Source organism: Microbacterium awajiense, from assembly GCF_039536545.1.
Taxonomy (GTDB): domain Bacteria; phylum Actinomycetota; class Actinomycetes; order Actinomycetales; family Microbacteriaceae; genus Microbacterium; species Microbacterium awajiense.
Genome location: NZ_BAAAYU010000005.1, coordinates 1,292,394 through 1,309,343 on the forward strand (window position 1 = coordinate 1,292,394; position 16,950 = coordinate 1,309,343).

Annotated in this window: 17 protein-coding genes and 2 tRNA genes; 12 read left to right on the forward strand and 7 right to left on the reverse strand. The window is 69.0% G+C overall.

Annotation, left to right across the window (positions count from 1 at the left end; translation table 11 throughout):
• Positions 1-39: 39 nt before the first annotated feature.
• A complete protein-coding gene (gene pgm / locus ABD663_RS12660) occupies positions 40-1,683 on the reverse strand; it encodes a phosphoglucomutase (alpha-D-glucose-1,6-bisphosphate-dependent) (protein WP_344739091.1) in 1,644 nt (547 codons plus the stop codon).
• Positions 1,684-1,790: 107 nt separating this feature from the next.
• Between pgm and pheA the strand changes: the two genes are divergently transcribed.
• On the forward strand, positions 1,791-2,768 hold the full coding sequence (gene pheA, locus ABD663_RS12665) for a prephenate dehydratase (protein ID WP_344739093.1): 978 nt from the start codon (positions 1,791-1,793) through the stop codon (positions 2,766-2,768).
• 83 nt (positions 2,769-2,851) lie between these two features.
• Here the strand turns inward: pheA and ABD663_RS12670 are convergent, their stop codons facing one another.
• The 3 genes from ABD663_RS12670 to ABD663_RS12680 form a co-directional block, all read right to left on the reverse strand.
• Entirely contained in the window at positions 2,852-3,913 is a 1,062-nt protein-coding gene (locus tag ABD663_RS12670) for an LLM class flavin-dependent oxidoreductase (RefSeq protein WP_344739095.1), read from the reverse strand.
• Positions 3,914-3,944: 31 nt separating this feature from the next.
• Complete coding sequence (locus tag ABD663_RS12675; protein ID WP_344739097.1) at positions 3,945-4,541, reverse strand: hypothetical protein; 597 nt, start codon at positions 4,539-4,541, stop codon at positions 3,945-3,947.
• A 131-nt stretch (positions 4,542-4,672) separates the two neighbouring features.
• Entirely contained in the window at positions 4,673-6,034 is a 1,362-nt protein-coding gene (locus ABD663_RS12680; protein WP_344739099.1) for a cryptochrome/photolyase family protein, read from the reverse strand.
• A gap of 260 nt (positions 6,035-6,294) precedes the next feature.
• Here ABD663_RS12680 and ABD663_RS12685 point away from each other — a divergent pair, with 260 nt between their 5' ends.
• The gene (locus ABD663_RS12685; protein WP_344739101.1) at positions 6,295-6,864 is read left to right on the forward strand and encodes an Lrp/AsnC family transcriptional regulator; all 570 of its coding nucleotides are present in this window, start codon (positions 6,295-6,297) and stop codon (positions 6,862-6,864) included.
• A 39-nt stretch (positions 6,865-6,903) separates the two neighbouring features.
• Here ABD663_RS12685 and ABD663_RS12690 read toward each other — a convergent pair whose 3' ends face one another.
• Complete coding sequence (locus ABD663_RS12690) at positions 6,904-7,950, reverse strand: diacylglycerol/lipid kinase family protein (protein WP_344739103.1); 1,047 nt, start codon at positions 7,948-7,950, stop codon at positions 6,904-6,906.
• A 53-nt stretch (positions 7,951-8,003) separates the two neighbouring features.
• Here ABD663_RS12690 and ABD663_RS12695 point away from each other — a divergent pair, with 53 nt between their 5' ends.
• From ABD663_RS12695 to ABD663_RS12720, 6 genes are all read left to right on the forward strand, one after another.
• Positions 8,004-8,702 (forward strand): hypothetical protein, encoded by a 699-nt coding sequence (locus tag ABD663_RS12695; RefSeq protein WP_344739105.1) that lies wholly within the window; start codon positions 8,004-8,006, stop codon positions 8,700-8,702.
• A 95-nt stretch (positions 8,703-8,797) separates the two neighbouring features.
• On the forward strand, positions 8,798-10,063 hold the full coding sequence (gene serS / locus ABD663_RS12700) for a serine--tRNA ligase (RefSeq protein WP_344739107.1): 1,266 nt from the start codon (positions 8,798-8,800) through the stop codon (positions 10,061-10,063).
• A complete protein-coding gene (locus ABD663_RS12705) occupies positions 10,060-10,968 on the forward strand; it encodes an HAD family hydrolase (RefSeq protein ID WP_344739109.1) in 909 nt (302 codons plus the stop codon). The genes serS and ABD663_RS12705 overlap by 4 nt, the downstream gene beginning before the upstream one ends.
• Before the next feature lie 116 nt (positions 10,969-11,084).
• A tRNA-Ser gene (locus ABD663_RS12710) sits at positions 11,085-11,169 on the forward strand.
• A gap of 27 nt (positions 11,170-11,196) precedes the next feature.
• Positions 11,197-12,495, forward strand: a complete 1,299-nt coding sequence (locus ABD663_RS12715) for an LCP family protein (protein WP_344739111.1) — start codon at positions 11,197-11,199, stop codon at positions 12,493-12,495.
• Between the two features lie 140 nt (positions 12,496-12,635).
• Positions 12,636-12,724, forward strand: a tRNA-Ser gene (locus tag ABD663_RS12720).
• Positions 12,725-12,780: 56 nt separating this feature from the next.
• On the opposite strand, the gene ABD663_RS12725 is transcribed toward ABD663_RS12720, so the two are convergent.
• Positions 12,781-13,896 (reverse strand): tyrosine-type recombinase/integrase, encoded by a 1,116-nt coding sequence (locus tag ABD663_RS12725; protein ID WP_344739114.1) that lies wholly within the window; start codon positions 13,894-13,896, stop codon positions 12,781-12,783.
• Positions 13,897-14,106: 210 nt separating this feature from the next.
• On the reverse strand, positions 14,107-14,709 hold the full coding sequence (locus tag ABD663_RS12730; protein WP_344739116.1) for a hypothetical protein: 603 nt from the start codon (positions 14,707-14,709) through the stop codon (positions 14,107-14,109).
• A gap of 114 nt (positions 14,710-14,823) precedes the next feature.
• Between ABD663_RS12730 and ABD663_RS12735 the strand changes: the two genes are divergently transcribed.
• The 4 genes from ABD663_RS12735 (at position 14,824) to ABD663_RS12750 (ending at position 16,919) form a co-directional block, all read left to right on the forward strand.
• Positions 14,824-15,090: a glutaredoxin domain-containing protein gene (locus tag ABD663_RS12735; protein WP_344739118.1), complete on the forward strand. Its 267-nt coding sequence runs from the start codon at positions 14,824-14,826 to the stop codon at positions 15,088-15,090.
• 284 nt (positions 15,091-15,374) lie between these two features.
• Positions 15,375-16,148, forward strand: a complete 774-nt coding sequence (locus tag ABD663_RS12740) for a hypothetical protein (RefSeq protein WP_344739120.1) — start codon at positions 15,375-15,377, stop codon at positions 16,146-16,148.
• The gene (locus tag ABD663_RS12745; RefSeq protein ID WP_344739122.1) at positions 16,145-16,426 is read left to right on the forward strand and encodes a hypothetical protein; all 282 of its coding nucleotides are present in this window, start codon (positions 16,145-16,147) and stop codon (positions 16,424-16,426) included. Before ABD663_RS12740 ends, ABD663_RS12745 begins: the two co-directional genes overlap by 4 nt.
• Before the next feature lie 280 nt (positions 16,427-16,706).
• Positions 16,707-16,919, forward strand: a complete 213-nt coding sequence (locus ABD663_RS12750) for a hypothetical protein (protein WP_344739124.1) — start codon at positions 16,707-16,709, stop codon at positions 16,917-16,919.
• The last annotated feature ends 31 nt before the right edge of the window (positions 16,920-16,950 follow it).

The window sequence follows — 16,950 nt, forward strand, 5'->3', positions numbered from 1 at the left end:
CCGAGGGACGGCGATTCGACCGATCGACCCGGCGGGGGTTCACGCCCCGCCCAGGGCCTCCGTCACGACCGCGCGGGCCTCGGCCTGCACTTCGGCGAGGTGCTCGGGTCCGCGCAGCGATTCGGCGTACAGCTTGTACACGTCTTCGGTGCCCGATGGCCGCGCGGCGAACCAGGCGTGCTCGGTCTGCACCTTCAGGCCGCCGATCGCGGCGCCGTTGCCCGGAGAGTGCGACAGCTTTCCGGTGATCGGCTCGCCGGCGAGTTCGGTCGCGGTGACGGCCTCGGGGGACAGCTTCGCGAGCGCCGCCTTCTGCGCGGGCGTCGCCGGCGCGTCCACACGCTGGTAGGCGGACGCGCCGAACTCGGCTTCGAGTTCGGCGTAGCGCTGCGACGGGGTCTTGCCCGTCACCGCGAGGATCTCGGCCGCCAGCAGGCACAGGAGGATGCCGTCCTTGTCGGTCGTCCACACCGAGCCGTCGGTGCGAAGGAACGACGCGCCCGCCGACTCCTCGCCGCCGAACGCCACCGAGCCGTCGAGAAGGCCGGGCACGAACCACTTGAACCCGACCGGCACCTCCAGCAGCGTGCGGCCGAGCGACTCGGCGACCCGGTCGATGATCATCGACGACACCAGCGTCTTGCCGATCGCCGCGTCGCCCGGCCATCCGTCGCGGTGCGCGTACAGGTAGTCGATCGCGACTGCGAGGAAGTGGTTGGGGTTCATGAGCCCGGCGTCGGGCGTGACGATGCCGTGCCGGTCGGCATCCGCATCGTTGCCGGTGAGGATGTCGTAGTCATGACGTCGGGCGACGAGGGCGGCCATCGCCGACGGCGACGACGGATCCATGCGGATCTTCTCGTCCCAATCGAGGGTCATGAACCGCCAGGTCGGGTCGACCTCGGGATTGACGACGGTCAGCTCGAGTCCGTAGAGCTCGCCGATGAGGGTCCAGTAGTCGACGGATGCCCCGCCGAGCGGGTCGGCGCCGATCCGCACGCCCGCGCGCTTGATCGCCTCGACGTCGATGATGTTCGCGAGATCGCGCACGTACACGTCGCGGAAGTCATAGGTGCCGAGGGCGTCGAGGTCGATGTCGGCGTGGCGCGTACGCGAGACGCCCTCGAGGCCGGCTGCGATCAGCTCGTTGGCGCGGTCCGCGATCCACGCCGTGGCGTCGGTGTCGGCCGGACCGCCGTGAGGAGGGTTGTACTTGAAGCCGCCGTCGCGGGGCGGGTTGTGGCTCGGGGTGACGACGATCCCGTCGGCCCTGCCCGGGTCCGCGGCATCCCGGCCCCGGTTGTGGGTGAGGATCGCGTGCGACAGCGCGGGGGTCGGCACCCACGAGTCGCGGGAGTCCAGCCGCACGTCGACGCCGTTCGCGACGAGCACCTCGACCGCGCTGCGCTCGGCCGGCAGCGACAGACCGTGCGTGTCGCGGCCGAGGAACAGCGGGCCCTCGATGCCCTGCGCGCGCCGGTAGTCGACGATCGCCTGGGTGGTCGCGAGGATGTGATCCTCGTTGAACGACGACGACAGCGACGACCCGCGGTGGCCGCTGGTCCCGAACGCGACGCGCTGTTCGGCGACCTGCGGGTCGGGCTTCCTGTCGTAGTAGGCGTTGATCAGCTCATCGATGTCGATGAGGTCGGAGGCTTCGGCGGGCTGTCCTGCACGACTCATGAGAACAGTCTGCCTGTCTCGGGCCCGGAGTGCACCGGGTTGACACGCCCGGTCATCTGGATGCGGCCCCCGCGGAGCCGAGCGTCATCCGCAATAGGCTGTCACGCGTGACTTCCGAGGCCGCCGCCGTCGAGGCATCCGAACCCGTCCGCCGCAGGTACAGCTTCCTGGGCCCGGCAGGCACGTTCACCGAGGCCGCACTCGCGCAGGTGCCCGAGGCGCGCGGGCAGGTGTGGCATCCGGTGCACAATGTCGGCGAGGCCCTCGACGACGTCGTCTCGGGCCGCTCGCACGCGGCGATGATCGCGATCGAGAACTCGGTCGACGGCGGAGTCTCGACCGCGCAGGACGCACTCGCCACGATCCCCGGGCTGCGGATCGTGGGGGAGTACCTCGTGCCGGTCGACTTCGTGCTCGTGGGCCGCCCCGGCACCACCCTCGACGATGTGGCCCTTGTGGCGGCGCACCCCGTCGCCTACGCCCAGTGCCTGCAGTGGCTCACCCGCACACTCCCGTCCCACGCGCACATCCCGGCCGCCAGCAACGTGGCATCCGCGACGGGCCTCGTCGAGGGGACGAGCGATGCGGATGCCGCGATCGCGCCACCCGGCATCCTCGAGCATCACGACCTCGAGCTGCTGGCGACCTCGATCGGCGACAACGCGAACGCGGTGACCCGGTTCGTGCTCGTCTCGCGGCCGGTGGCTCCGCCGCCGCCGACCGGTGCCGACAAGACCTCGCTCATCGTCGAACTGCCCGACGACCACCCTGGCGGACTGCTCGAGATGCTCGAGCAGTTCGCCACGCGCGGCATCAACCTTTCGCTGCTGGCGTCGCGCCCCATCGGCGACGAGCTCGGGCGATACCGCTTCGTCATCGACGCGGATGGTCACATCCACGACGAGCGCATGGCCGACGCGCTGCTGGGGCTTCGCCGGTTCAGTCCGCAGGTCGTGTTCCTGGGGTCGTATCCTCGGGCCGACCGCGCGGTCGTCCACTATCCCGATCGGTACTCCGACGACGTGTTCGTCGAGGCGCGCGACTGGCTGCGGGGCCTCATCAGCGGCGAGCCCGACCCGCAGTAGCCGCCGTGCGGCGTGCCGAACTCCTGAAGAACGGTCGGCTCGGCGGGGGTTGAGGCCGTTTCGGCGGGGTGCCGGCCCGGATCTCAGGAGTTGGGGCCGCCCGCCGCCAGCAGCTCCAGCGTCTGCAGCCGGCCGGGTGAGACGTCCAGCGGCTCGGCGTCGTACGACGCCGCGACCGGCGACACCATGACCTCGTCGACCCCCCACCGCTCGGCGAACGTCGCGATGCGGGATGCCACGTCGTCGGCGGTCCCGACGAACCACCGATCCCGCAGCGAGTCGACGAGCGCACCCGCGAGGCCGTCCTCGGCCTCGGCCGCGGCGGCCTGCTCGACGGTCTCCAGCGGCACGAGAGGCCGGTTGCCGCGCAGGCGCGCCATCATGCGGGCCTGCGGCAGCATCCGCTCTTCGGCTTCACCCGCATCCGGTGCGACGATCGCATTGACCGTGAGGAAAGTCCGGGGCTCGGCGGCGGCGGCCGACGGCTGGAACTGGGCGCGATAGAGGTCGAGAGCGCGCTCGAGGCCCTCGCCCGAGAAGTGGTTGGCGAACACGTACGGCAGACCCAGGCTCGCGGCCAGCTGCGCCGAATAGTCGCTGGATCCGAGCAGCCAGACCTCGGGGGTGCCGGATGCCGCGGGGGTGGCGTGCACGTCGTACGTGCCGCCCGACGTGAACCGCAGCGACGCGCCCTCGGGCGAGACGAGGGCCATGATGTCGCGCACGTGCTCGGGGAAGCGCTCGACATCGCTGGTCGGCCCGCTCTGGCGCAGCAGGTGGGTGACCACCGGATCGCTGCCGGGCGCGCGACCGATGCCGAGGTCGATGCGCCCGGGCGCGATCGCCTCGAGGGCGGCGAACTGCTCGGCGACGACGAGCGGCGCGTGGTTGGGCAGCATCACGCCGCCCGACCCGACGCGGATGCGCCGGGTGCGGGCCGCCGCAGCGGCCGCGAGGACCGGCGGGGTCGTCGATGCCACCGCGGGCATGTTGTGGTGCTCGGCGAACCAGTACCGGCGGAAGCCGAGCTCGTCGGCCCGCGCGGCGAGGGCCAGCGAGGCCGCAACGGCCTGCGGGCTGTTCTGCCCTGCCCGTACGGGCACCAGGTCGAGGACGGAAAGGGCGGGGGGCCGATCGGCAGACATCATCAGAGGCGAACCGCGGGCAGCCCTCGCGTTATTCCGCCCATGCGAAGGCCACTGTGGTCCGGTGGCCTTCGGTCCACAGCGCGATCGTGCTCTCGTCGGCGTCGCACGTGTAGCCGGACGCGGCGACCGGCCACTCGGCGAGTGTCTCCTGGGTGGCGCCGGCGAACAGCGCGCTCCCGGTTCGATCGTCGGCGGGGATCACCTCGAGGTCGTTCTCGACCGGGGTGAGGGCGAGCTCGGACCCGTCGGCAGCGGTCGCGATTCCCGTCATCGAGCCGGTGAGGCGCACGGAGGCGGGGTTGCCCTCCCAGCTGAGGTCGACCGGCACGTCCTGCGTGAACGTGAACCCGCCTGCCTCGTCGAAGGAGATCGTCGCGGTCGCGTCGGGATCGATCGAGGCTTGCGGGTAGTCGAGTTCGAGGGGGATCGCGTCGTAGACGGGCTGCAGTTGCTCGCCGCTCGCCGTCCACGTGCCGACGAGGCAGGCGGGAAAGGCCTCGGCGACCGGCGTCGGCGACGGCGGGTCGAGCGTGACCGGCGGTTCGGGGTCTGCGGCGCATCCCGCGAGCATCCCCGCACCGAGCGCGAGCGCGGCACCCGTCGCGAACCATCCTGACCGTGTCACGCGTACATCGTCGCACCCCCCTGTCGAACGGACGGGAATGCCCGCGACACGCCGGGGGAAGGCGTGCATTGCCGTCCGCTCGACAACAAGGCCGGCCGATGGGCGGACGGGCGGGTAGGGCGAGCGCGGGGTCAGCGCGCCCGCTTGACGGCCTCGTACGCCTCCAGTGCCGCCTGGCGGGTCTCGCGCAGGTCGACGATCTGGTCGCGCTCGTCGGCATCCGGTGCCCACCGGGCCACGTACCGGCCGTCGGGGTCGAACTTCGCCGCCTGCAGCTCGGGGTTGAAGATCCGGAAGTACGGGGCGGCATCGGCCCCCGACCCCGCGACCCACTGCCAGTTGAACGGGTTGTTGGCGGTGTCGGCGTCGACCAGGGTGTCCCAGAACCACTCCTCGCCGCGGCGCCAGTCGATCATGAGGTTCTTGATCAGGAACGACGCCACGACCATCCGCACTCGGTTGTGCATGTACCCGGTGCGCCACAGTTCGCGCATGCCCGCGTCGACGAGCGGTATGCCGGTGCGCCCGCGTTGCCACGCCTCGAGCATCGTCGGTCGCAGTCGAGGCCACGGGAACGCGTCGAACTCGGGCTTGAGGTTCTTGTCGGCGAGCGCCGGGAAGTGGAACAGCGTGTGCCACGCGAACTCGCGCCAACCGAGCTCGGACAGGAAGCGGTGGGCGGATGCCGCGTGCCGCCCGGATCGCGCGGCGTCCACCGTTTCGTGCCACACCGTGTAGGGGCTGATCTCGCCCCATCGCAACCGGGGTGAGAGCAGGGAGGTGGCCCCTGCGGCGGGCTCGTCGCGGGCGGCGTCGTACGAGCCGAGGTCGTCGTCGAGGAACGCGCGAAGGCGTCGCCGGGCTGCCGGTTCGCCCGGCTCCCACGTCTCGCGCAGACCCTCCGCCCAGTCGGGATCGGTCGGCAGCAGCGACCACTCGTCGAGGTCGTCGGTCGCGGGTGCACGCGCGGGTCCCGGCACCTCGCGCGGCTCGGGCAGCGGTGCGCGCGGCGCGGGCAGCGCGAGGCACGCCTTCCAGAACGGCGTGAACACCGAGTAGTGGTCGCCGACGCCCGTGCGCACGGTCCACGGTTCGAAGAGCACGGATGCCGCGAACGACTCGACCTCGACACCGTCCTCGCGCAGTCCGGCCTTGAGCGCCGTGTCGACCGCCCGCTCGGCCTCGCCGTAGCGGCGGTTCCACAGCACGGCGCCCGCTGCGGCATCCCTCACCGTCTCGGCGACCACGCGCTCGGCGGGGCCGCGGCGCAGGATCAGCAGCGACCCGCGCTCGCGCAGCCGCGCGTCGAGCGAGGCCAGCGAGTGGTGCAGCCACCATCGGGCGGCGCCACCGAGCGGCCGCACGCCGTCGGACTCCGCGTCGAGCACATAGAGGCTGATCACCGGCTCGCCGCGATCGAGGGCGGCGCGCAGTGCAGGATTGTCGGCGATGCGCAGGTCGTCGCGGAACCACACGATCGAAGGGCCGGTCATGGTCTCATCCTTCCGACATGCGGGCTCGGGCCGACGGGGGTTGACACGCACAGCGAGGTCGGCGGTCCGCAGATCGTCCTGGAATCCGCGGCCCGCGTGCGTGCGCCACAGCCTCGTGGGTGCGCACGCGGCCGTTCTTCGACGCGGCGCACAAATCGTTCTTCGACGCGGCGCACAAATATTGCGCGCCATGATGGTGCGCGGGCGTCGTGATGCCATAGTTGGACGATCAATCGCTCCGACCGATGAGGGGATCGGATATGGACGGATACAGCGCCACCGAGGACCGACGCCGGCACGGGCCGACCGCCAGTCCGGTCAGCACGTCGCCACTGGCGGCCCTGGCCGATCTCATCGCCCGGCCGGTCGAACCGGTCGTGCTCGATGAGATCGACGTCAGCATCCTCACGGCGCTGAGATCGGACGCGCGCAAGTCGCAGCGTGCGCTCTCGAAGGAAGTGCCGCTCTCGCCGCCGGCGATCGGCGAGCGCATCGCGCGCATGGAGCGCATGGGCGTCATCCGCGGCTACACGCTCGAGATCGGCTGGGCCGAGGCCGGGTTGCCGATGATGGTGCACATGTCGATCGCGACGGGCACCGGTGCCGACCTCGTCAGCATCGTCAACGAGCTGCGCCGGATCCCCGAACTCGTGGCCGTGCACATCGTGACCGGCGGATGGGACCTGCTGGTGCGCTTCCGTATCCGCGATCAGGTGAACCTGCAGAACGTCCTGCTCGGCAGCGTGTGGCAGATCGACGGCATCCAGCGGGTGGAGACCAACATCGAGCTCGCCCACTTCGAGGGCGACGAGATCTTCCTGCGCGGCTGAACGACAGTACGAGCCCCGGCGGACGAAGCCGCCCCGGGGTCAGAGCTTCGAGACGTCGTGGCCTGCGGGCACCGAGACCAGAAGCGACTTGGGTGCGATGTGGCAGCTGATGCCGACCGCCACGCCGAACTCGTCGCCGTCGAGCTGGACGGGCTTGGGCTCCTGCGCCGCCATTTCGACACCGTCGCCCTTGTAGTAGCGCACCGAGTTGTCCTTCGTGCGCAGCTTCAGCACTTCGCGTCCCGCGCGGAAGCGCCGCAGCACGCTGTTGTCCCACGCGACACGGCGCCAGACGAAGACCCAGCCGAGCGTGCCCTTGGGCTGGAAGATCACGACGTCGAGCGCACCGTCGGCGACGGATGCCTCGGGGATGAGCTCGAGCCCGGCCGGCAGCGACCCGCAGTTCGCGAACAGCATGCTCTGCACCTTGCCGGTGTGCAGGCGGTGACCGGCCAGCTGGTAGGTGACCCGGAACGGCTGGGCGTTCGCGAGCGACCGGGCGGCGCCGTCGACGTACGCGACCCAGCCGACCGTCTTCTTCAACTGCGGGTTGGTGTGCTGGATCATCGCGGCGTCGAGGCCGATCCCGCCCATCACCACGAACGCGTGGTCGTCGGTCTCGCCGCCGGGGCGCGTGATGTGGGCGAAGCCGACGTCCATCGCGAGGGTGTCGCCGTGGAACGCGGCCTCGACCATCTTGCGAGGCTGCTCCAGCGGCAGTCGCAGGTTGCGTGCGAGAAGGTTGCCGGTGCCGCTGGGCACGATCGACATCGGCACGCCGCTGCCGCTCATGGCCTCCGACACGGCACGCACCGTGCCGTCGCCGCCGGCCACCATCACGACATCGACGCCCTGGGCGAGGGCCTCGCGGGTGACGCCGTCGCCCAGGTCTTCGATGCGAGTCTCGGCGAACAGCGGCTCGCCCCACCCGGCATCCGCGGACGCCTGTGTCACCCAGCCGCGCAGCTTCTGCTGGTCGACCTTGATCGGGTTGTAGATCAGGGCGGCGCGACGGGGCCGGGGCGCGGCATCCGTCACGGCATCCACCGTCGGCTCCGCACGGGTGTCATCGGGGGAGGCCGCCATGCATACACCCTAGAGCCCGCCGCGGCTGCGTGAAGCCGGGATAGGGTTCGCGTGTGACCCTGTTCGAGCCCGGACGGTTCCCGGATCCGCCGCCTCGGCGTCGAGGCTCCAGCGGTGCGCGGATCGGCCTCGCCGTGGCGGTGGTGTGCGGCATCCTCTTCGCCGGCGTCACCTTCATCGGTCCCGAGCGCGTCTCGACCTTCACCAGCGAGCTGTTCACAGGCGGACCGCCGAGCCCGGAGGAGCAGGTCGTCGCGCTCGCCGACAGCGCACAGCTCACCCAGGAGGGACGCGACCTGCTGTTCCGACAGCGGCCGCGCACCGCGTCGCTCGACGAGATCGCCGACATGTGCGGCACGGGCGAGGACCCCGATCTGGTGACAAGTGGATGCTGGAGCTCGAACGGCTTCATCCTCATCAGCGACGAGGTCGACCCCTTCGCGCCGGGCACGGCCGTCACCGTGCTCGCGCACGAGCTGCTCCATGCGGCCTACGACCAGCTCGATTCGTGGGAGGTCGCCACCGTCGACGATCTCGTCGCGGCGGAATACGCGAAGATCCCCGCAGACGACCCCATCCAGCAGCAGATCGACGGCTCGGTGCGCGGTGACCCCGCGTCGCTGCCGACCGAGCTGTTCGCATACCTGGGCACGCAGGTGATGCCGCCGGGCGGTTTCGCGCCCGAGCTCGAGGCCGTCTATGCGCGCTGGTTCAGCGATCGGGCGGCCCTCGTCGCCGTCTATACGGGATGAGTGCGCCGGTGGTCGCCGCAACGCGCAGATGGCCGGACCCGAGCAGTTGTGCTCACGGCCAGGCGCTGTCCACAGCCCGCGCCTAGGATGGTCGGGTGATCGATCCCATCCTTCTTCGTGAGAATCCCGAGCTGGTCAAGCGCTCGCAGGAGGCTCGGGGGGAGTCCGTCGCCGCGGTGGATGCCGCGCTCGAGGCCGACCGCGAGCGCCGCGCGGCGATCACCGCGTTCGAAGAACTGCGCGCCGCGCAGAATGTCCACGGAAAGCGCGTGGCTCAGGCTCCGAAGGACGAGAAGGCGGCACTGGTCGCAGCGGCGAAAGACCTCAGCGAGCGGGTCAAGGCCGCCCAGCACGCGGTGACGGCGGCTGAGGAGGCCGCCGACCAGGCGCTGTCGATCATCGAGAACGTCGTGATCGAGGGAGTGCCCGCGGGCGGTGAGGACGACTTCGTCACACTGCGCACCCATGGCGAGCCGCCGGTGTTCGACTTCGAGCCGCGCGACCATCTCGAACTCGGCGAGAAGCTCGGCGCGATCGACATGGAGCGCGGCACCAAGGTGTCGGGCAGCCGCTTCTACTTCCTCACCGGCATCGGGGCACGCCTCGAGCTCGCACTGATGACCCTCGCCCTCGACCGTGCGCTGCAGGAGGGGTTCGTGCCGCTCGTGCCGCCGACGCTCGTGCGGCCCGAGGTGATGCGCGGTACGGGATTCCTCGGACAGCACGCCGCCGAGGTGTACCACCTCGAAGAGGACGACCTCTATCTCGTCGGCACGAGCGAGGTGCCCCTCGCGGGGTACCACATGGACGAGATCCTCGATCTGTCTGCGGGTGCCAAACGGTACGCGGGATGGTCGACGTGCTACCGCCGCGAGGCGGGTTCGTACGGCAAGGACACGCGCGGCATCATCCGTGTGCACCAGTTCAACAAGCTCGAGATGTTCGTGTACACCAGCCTCGACGACGCCGAGAGCGAGCACCTGCGCCTGGTCGGGATGCAGGAGCGGATGCTGCAGGATCTGGGTCTGTCGTACCGGGTGATCGACGTTGCCGCCGGCGACCTCGGATCGAGCGCGGCGCGCAAGTACGACGTCGAGGCGTGGGTGCCCACGCAGGATGCCTACCGCGAGCTGACCAGCACCTCGAACTGCACGACCTACCAGGCGCGTCGGCTCGACATCCGTCATCGGCCCGACGGGGGCAGGACGCAGCACGTTGCGACCCTCAACGGCACTCTCGCCACCACGCGGTGGATCGTCGCGCTGCTGGAGACGCATCAGCGCGCCGACGGGTCGGTCGTGGTGCCCGAGGTTCTGCGCCCCTATCTCGGGGGTCTCGAGGTCATGGAGCCGATCGCGTGAGCGAAGCGCGCCTCCCGCCTACGGGCAGCGTCCGCGTCGTCAAGGCGAAGAAGGCCGCGAAGCTCGTCGAGAAGATCGCGCGCGACACCGAAGACCCCGATGTCGGCATCGAGCCGCTGCTCATCGTCCTCGACATCGACGGCACGGTGCTGCTCGAGGACGAGACCCTGAGCCCCGGCGTCGTCGAGGCCGTCGAGCACGCGCACCGCGCCGGCCACGAGGTGATGATCGCCACCGGGCGCAGCTGGGAGGGCACGCGAGGCATCCTGCGTGTTCTCAAGATCGCACCCGAGTTCGTCGTGTGCTCCAACGGCGCGGTCGTGCTGCGGCGCATCGACGCCGACGACCTGCTGTACGAGCGGTTCCACGTCGAGGAGTTCGACCCCCACGAGGTGCTCGCCCAGCTGCGCGAGCACCTGCCGGACGCCCGCTACCTCGTCGAACTGCCCGACGGCCGCCGGCTCTACACCGAGTATCTCGACGACTGGAACCTGCATGAGGCACGTCGCGTGCCGTTCGAGGAGCTCTCGGCCCAGCCGGTGTCGCGGGTCGTGGTCGTCTCGCCCGAGCAGGGCGAGAGGGACTTCGTCGAGCTCGTCGACCGTATCGGACTGAGCCAGGTGTCGTACGCCGTCGGCTGGACCGCGTGGCTCGACATCGCTCCGCACGGCGTCGACAAGAGCACCGGGCTCGAACTCGTCCGCACCGAGCTGGGCGTCGACCCGGCACACGTGCTGGTGATCGGCGACGGACGCAACGACATCGGGATGTTCCGCTGGGCGCTCGAGAACGGCGGTCGGGCGATAGCCATGAAGCAGGGGCCGCCCGAGGTGCACGACGCCGCCGGAGAGATCACCGGCACGGTGCATGAGGGCGGCGTCGCCGCAGTGCTGCGCGAGCTCTAGTCCGGAGCGTCGTCCAGCCCTTCCACAGCCGGGCCGGGGAAAATGGAGCGATTGCTCCGTCGACTAGACTCGACGCCTGTTCGACAGGATGCTCCGAAGCCCGAAGCATCCCGTCGGGAGGGTTGTCCGAGCGGCCGATGGAGCTGGTCTTGAAAACCAGTGGGCAGCGATGTCCCGTGGGTTCGAATCCCACACCCTCCGCAGATCCCCCCGCCCGAGAGGACCCGAGTGACCCAGGCAGCCCGACCCCCGCGCGGCCGCCACACGGTGGCGCGCCACGGTGAGCTGTCGTCGCCGCACCCGCTCGCTCTGCTGCTCAAGGTGCTGGGAATCGTCCTCGGCGTCGTTCTCGTCTCGGGTGCCGGTGTGGCCGCGTACGCGGCGATCGACCTGACCGCGAGCTTCACCAGCGACGCGGTCGAGCTTGAGGGCCAGGCGGCTGTTCCGCCCGACATCGGCGCGATCGAGGGCGGCGTCAACCTGTTCCTGGCGGGGACGGATGCCTGCGAACCCGAGTACGCGGCGTACTTCGGCGACCGCTGCACCGGCGCCGATGCGGAGGGCGAACTCAACGACGTCAACATGCTCGTGCACATCTCGGACGAGCCGCGACGGGTCACCGTCATCTCGTTCCCGCGCGACCTCATGGTCCCGATCCCGTCCTGCACCAGCGAGGACGGCAGCGAGACCGGGGCGATGAGCAAGCAGCCGATCAACTCGGCCTACTCGTACGGTGGCCTCGCGTGCGTCGTCAAGACCGTCGCGCAGCTGTCCGGTCAGAACATCCCGTTCGCGGCGAAGGTCACGTGGGGCGGCGTGATCGAGGTCACCAACGCGATCGGCGGCGTCGAGGTCTGCCTGGCGTCCGGCATCCGCGACAGCTACACCGGGATCGACTGGCCGGCCGGGAACCGCACGATCTCGGGGATGGACGCGCTGCAGTTCCTGCGCACGCGCCACGGCGTCGGCGACGGCTCGGACCTCGGCCGCATCTCGAACCAGCAGCAGTACATGTCGCGCCTGGCTCGCAAGCTCATCAGCGAAGAGGTGCTGTCGAACCCCGCCACCCTCTACAAGCTGGCGACCACCGCGGTCGACAACGTGACGCCCAGTCAGAGCCTCACCAACCCGCTGACACTGGTGCAGGTCGCCCTCGCCGTGAAGAACGTGCCGTTCGACGAGATCGTGTTCGTGCAGTATCCGGTGCTCCCCGACCCCGCCGACCCGAACAAGGTGATCCCCGACGCGCAGTCGGCCGATGCGCTGTGGGCGGCGCTCGAGGCGAACAAGCCGATCAAGCTCACCGGCGAGGCCGGGTCGAACGACGGGGTCGTCGTCGTCGAACCGACCGACGAGCCGTCGGCGTCGCCCTCGCCCTCGCCCGAGCCGTCCGGGTCGTCGTCGCCGACTCCGGGTGCCACGACCGAGCCGGCAGAGGAAGCTGTCGAGCTTCCGTCGTCGATCACCGGCTCCACCGCTGCACAGGAGACGTGCTCGAACGGCAACCTGCGAGGCTTCGAGGGCTGACTCCGAACGCGGTGCGGGTCTCGGGGTGGTTCGGTCCGTCTGCCGGTGCCGTCTCCTCGAGCTCACGCCGGTTCGGATGCCTTGGGTCGAGCGGTTATGATTGCCGGGTGTGTTCGCGTGACCCAGGTCGCCGGACGCCTGGAGACGTCGCATAGTCAGGCCTAGTGCACCACCCTGCTAAGGTGGAGTCCCCTCACGGGGACCGAGGGTTCAAATCCCTCCGTCTCCGCAGAAAAACCCCCGGTGAAACGGGGTTTTTCGCGTTTCGGGCACGTGGTGTCTCGATCAGCCGTGGGGTGCGTTTTCGCGCCAAGTGACCCCCAGGTGACCCCCGTCGTTTTCTGCGGCCTCTGCATCGGCGATTCGACGCAGATGTGCAAGTCTTTGCTCTTCGCCCAGGACATGCGCGTATACGGCGAGCACGGTGCGAGGATCGTCGCCGAGGTATTCGGCAACCTCGTTCACCGGGGTTCCGAGCCGCAACCAGGTCGAGGCCGCGTAGTGCCGCAGCGCATGACGCCGGAACCCCAGTGGGAACTTCCTCACGACCCCGACGGAGAGCTGCCCGCCTGACTCGTTGGTGAAGAGGTAGTCATCGGGAGCCTTCCCCGCGGAGTGCTGCTTCATGATCGCGAGCGCGCGGGGCGAGAGCGGGATCTGCCGGGTCCCGCGCCACGACTTGGGATCCTTCTCGGCGTATCGATCCGAATGTGAGCGGTTCACCAGGAGTTGGGGGAGCGGGACCTCGGCGAGCCAGTCGACCCGGATTGCCCGCAGCTCACCCCATCGCACTCCGGTCAGCGACATGAACTCGAAGACGTCCGCGATCAGGGCACGGCGCTCGCGGATCGCTTTGAGCGTGCGCGTCATCTGCACCGCGGTTGGGATGTCCTTGGGCCCGACCGCGCGTTGGGCGACAACGGACAGCTCGGGGATCTTGACCATCGTGCGGATCGGGTGAGGCTGATGGAGTAGACCCTGCTCGTCGGCATACGTGAACATCGCGCTCAACGTTGTCTTCGCGCGGGCGACCGTGGACGGCTTCTTCCCGCTCCGGATCTGTGCCAGGAGGTGAGCCCGCATGTCGGCCGCATGGATCGAGGCGAGTGGGCGTCTCAGCAATGTCGGAGACAATGTCGCGAGATTGTTCTTGTCCGTGTCGAAGGTGTGCGGGTTTCCAAGTTCTCGTGAGCGAAGGAACTCTGTGACGAGCTTCTGGAAGGTGAAGGTTCGCTTGGGGGCGAGCGGTCGCCCCGTCTCCAGCATGTGCTTCTGCTCGCGTTCCCAAGTCTCGGCTTCCCGCTTCGTATCGAACGCCTTGGTGGCGACCTGTTCACGGCCGGACTTCACCCGCACGAGGTAATAGGTCCTTCCGCCCTTGGTTCGTCGCGGTTCGATCATTGGTCGATGCCTGCCAATCGGTGGATGTCGATCCGTCTGTAGACGCGACGATGCTCCGTCAGGTGGATCGCCTCGACAGGTGACTTCCCTGCGAGCGCGAGGCTCCGCAGGGTCGTTCGGTGGAGGCCGAGCCGATCTGCGGCCTCCGCCTCAGAGTAGAAGAAGCACTCGAGGTGCTCAGCGCGGTCTGATGTCTCTGTGGGGGACTCTTCAAGCACCTGCAGGACGGCCGGCGTTGTAGTTCATGCCATCCAGGCGTCCCGCCTTGCGTGCGTCGATGATCCATTGCGACGCAGTGCGGTGAGGGATCCCGAGTTCGTGCTGGATGCGCTTGGCCGGAGGTAGTCCAGCCAGAGCTGCGCTGCCGTAGAGCAGTTCCACGACCTCCATGCGCAGCGCACTCCCGCCGCGTTTGATCACCTCTGCAGCCACGAGCGGCGGCAGGATCCGACCTTCGGCTGTCGTCAGTTGATCCACCGAGAGCCAGACGGCTTTCGGGTCGCTCTCTTCCTCGAGGGTGAGGAAGATGCAGCGCACCGCGGCGGCTTGCACAATGGCCTGCATCCCGACTTTCGCGACGGTGGGGTAGTTGACCTCCACGTCGTCACGGGTCGCGGTATTGGTGACCCCCTTGATGACGTACCGCCCTTCGTCGCGGACGTAGCGAGCGGTGACCGATGTCTCTACGCCGAGTTCGGCATCCGCCGTCGTTGCGACGAATCCGGGTGTAATGCGCAGTGCGGACCCGACCGGCTGCGTGGCTGTGCGCCACGTGACTTTCTTGCCCTCGAGTGTCTTCACGTCGACCTTCACCTCCCTAGTTTGTCTAACCGCACGGCGCTTTCGCACTTCCTACTTGTGCAGGGTAGCAGAAAGTGATTCACTCGGGAATACCTGTTGGAACTTACACAAATGGAGGATCCTGCCATGATCCGAGTCGTCGTCTACTCCAGTGGCGAGGCGTGCATGCAGTGCCGCATGACCGAGCGGCTGATGGAAGCCGCGGGCCTCGTGTTCGAACGCGTCGATCTCTCCGATCCTGCGAACGCCGAGCAGCGCGCTCACGTTACAAAGGATCTCGGCTATGCGACCGCTCCGGTTGTCGAGGCAGGTGAAGGCGTGCACTGGGCGGGCTTCGCACCCGACGGCGTGAAGGACCTGATCTCTCGCCTGACTACCGAGGGCGGGCGGTGACGTTGTCCGACAGCGGGGCTGGCGCCGGCGGTGACAAGCGTTTCGACGATGAAGAGCGTCGCCGGCGCAAACGCGAGATCGATCGGCGATACCGACAGACGCACGCGGACGACGAGCGGGAACGGAAGCGGCAATGGAAGGCGCGAAACCCCGAGAAGGTGAAGGAGTACCGCGACCGTTTCCGTACCGCTCACCTCGAGCGGATTCGAAGAGAGAACCGAGAGCGTGAGCGCCGACGCGCCGCAAAGGCCCGCAGGGCCGCCGCAGCCGCCGAAAGACGGCGCGTGAAAGCTCGCGAGCGCTACGCAGCAGACCCAAAGGCCAACCTCGAGTATCAGCGCAAGCGACGGCGGGCGCAGCGTGCCGCTGACCCCGAGGGCTACCGCGAAGCCAAGAAGCAGCGCAACAAGCGCTGGCGCGACTCGCACAAGGACGAACAGAACGCAAAGCTACGCGCGAAGCACCGGGACAATCCTGAGATCAAGCGCGCCGCTGCGGAGCGCTACTACGCCGAGCACGGCGACGAGGTCCGCGAGCGCCGGCGCGCGTACTACTGGGCGAACCGCGAGAAGCAGCTCGAGAAGCAGCGCCTGTGGCGTGCGCGAGAGAAGCGCCGCCGCGAGCTGGGATTGCCACCCCGACGCCTGCACCGCCTGACCGCGAGTGAGCGTGCTGCGAACGCATCCGCCGCAGACGAGTTCTTCACGCGGCCGCGCACGCCCGACGAAGTGAAGGCGATCCGCCGCGAGCCGAAGACATCGGCTCGCGAGCTCGCCCGGTGGAACCGATCCAGCGCCCGGGCGCGCCTCGCAGCCGGAATCGACGCCGACTCCGACGCGATCCGACCCGTGATGGCAAGCCGACGCCGCGAGAGCGAACGCGAAGCGGCCGCGCGTCGCAAGCGAGAGGCGGCTGCTGCGGAAGCGGCGCGCATGGACGCCATTGCCCGCGAGATCAACGACCGACTGCGGCACGAGCCCCGGCGTTCGCCGACGACACGACGCAGACCAGTACGACGTGCCACACCGCCGTCGACATCTGGAGGACTATCGCTATGAACACCCAGTCGAAGGGAGCCGCCGTGCTCGACCGATCGGAAGTTGAGGCCGCGCTTGCACGAGTCGCGGTGGCCGCTTTCACGTACTACCCGGAGAAGGGAATCGAGGAGCCTGGCTACGTCGTGGAAGAAGACGTCGAGTGGGCGATGGAGCCGCTCCGAGCGCTGGACGACCGAACGCGTGGGGAGTGGTGGCAGCGATTCACCGCCGCGATCGCCGACCCAGCGGCCGACCGTCGAGCCTTCGTTGCGGAGCTGATGGCGCTCGCAGGGGAGTGAGCCGGCAACCCTCCGAAGCTCGAGAGGATAGCAGTCGGTGCCGGCTGCGCACCGGGCTTTCGCGAAGCATGCTCACTCGCTGCGCTCGCTCCGCTACTTCACGGTCCCGATACTCCACCAGCCCCGACCGCTTGATTCGCCATTGTCGGAGGGATGGTGGCGAATGAGGTTGAGGGCGAAGTGGCATCGACAGCGCATGCGCCCGGCTCGATAGACGGCGATGTCGGAGGAGGGTTGCATGCTGATGCCGAGGGGCCCGAAGGGCTCGGCGGGAGATCCTATGAACGAGCAGCTGGCGATGGCGCTGGGGTTGATGTGCGTGTGTAGTGCGGCATTTGCGGCCATGCTGCCGAGACTTGCGATTGCGGTGGGGCGCGGCCAGTTCGCCACGGCCATTCGAGTATCAGCCGTGATGGCGACGTTGGTGGCGATCACGCTAGTTGCTGCTGCGGGGCTGGGCGCTTCACCCGCAGCGTACTCGGTTGTGAGCTGAGCGCCGGGTCGAGACTCGGCCTGCCGGCGCG

Coding starts and splice junctions, on each gene's coding strand:
- ABD663_RS12745 (WP_344739122.1), top strand. CDS start 16,145: ATGAACACCCAGTCGAAGGGAGCCGCCGTGCTCGACCGATCGGAAGTT.
- ABD663_RS12725 (WP_344739114.1), bottom strand. CDS start 13,896: ATGATCGAACCGCGACGAACCAAGGGCGGAAGGACCTATTACCTCGTG.
- ABD663_RS12685 (WP_344739101.1), top strand. CDS start 6,295: ATGGACGGATACAGCGCCACCGAGGACCGACGCCGGCACGGGCCGACC.
- ABD663_RS12680 (WP_344739099.1), bottom strand. CDS start 6,034: ATGACCGGCCCTTCGATCGTGTGGTTCCGCGACGACCTGCGCATCGCC.
- pgm (WP_344739091.1), bottom strand. CDS start 1,683: ATGAGTCGTGCAGGACAGCCCGCCGAAGCCTCCGACCTCATCGACATC.
- ABD663_RS12690 (WP_344739103.1), bottom strand. CDS start 7,950: ATGGCGGCCTCCCCCGATGACACCCGTGCGGAGCCGACGGTGGATGCC.
- ABD663_RS12670 (WP_344739095.1), bottom strand. CDS start 3,913: ATGTCTGCCGATCGGCCCCCCGCCCTTTCCGTCCTCGACCTGGTGCCC.
- ABD663_RS12735 (WP_344739118.1), top strand. CDS start 14,824: ATGATCCGAGTCGTCGTCTACTCCAGTGGCGAGGCGTGCATGCAGTGC.
- ABD663_RS12750 (WP_344739124.1), top strand. CDS start 16,707: ATGAACGAGCAGCTGGCGATGGCGCTGGGGTTGATGTGCGTGTGTAGT.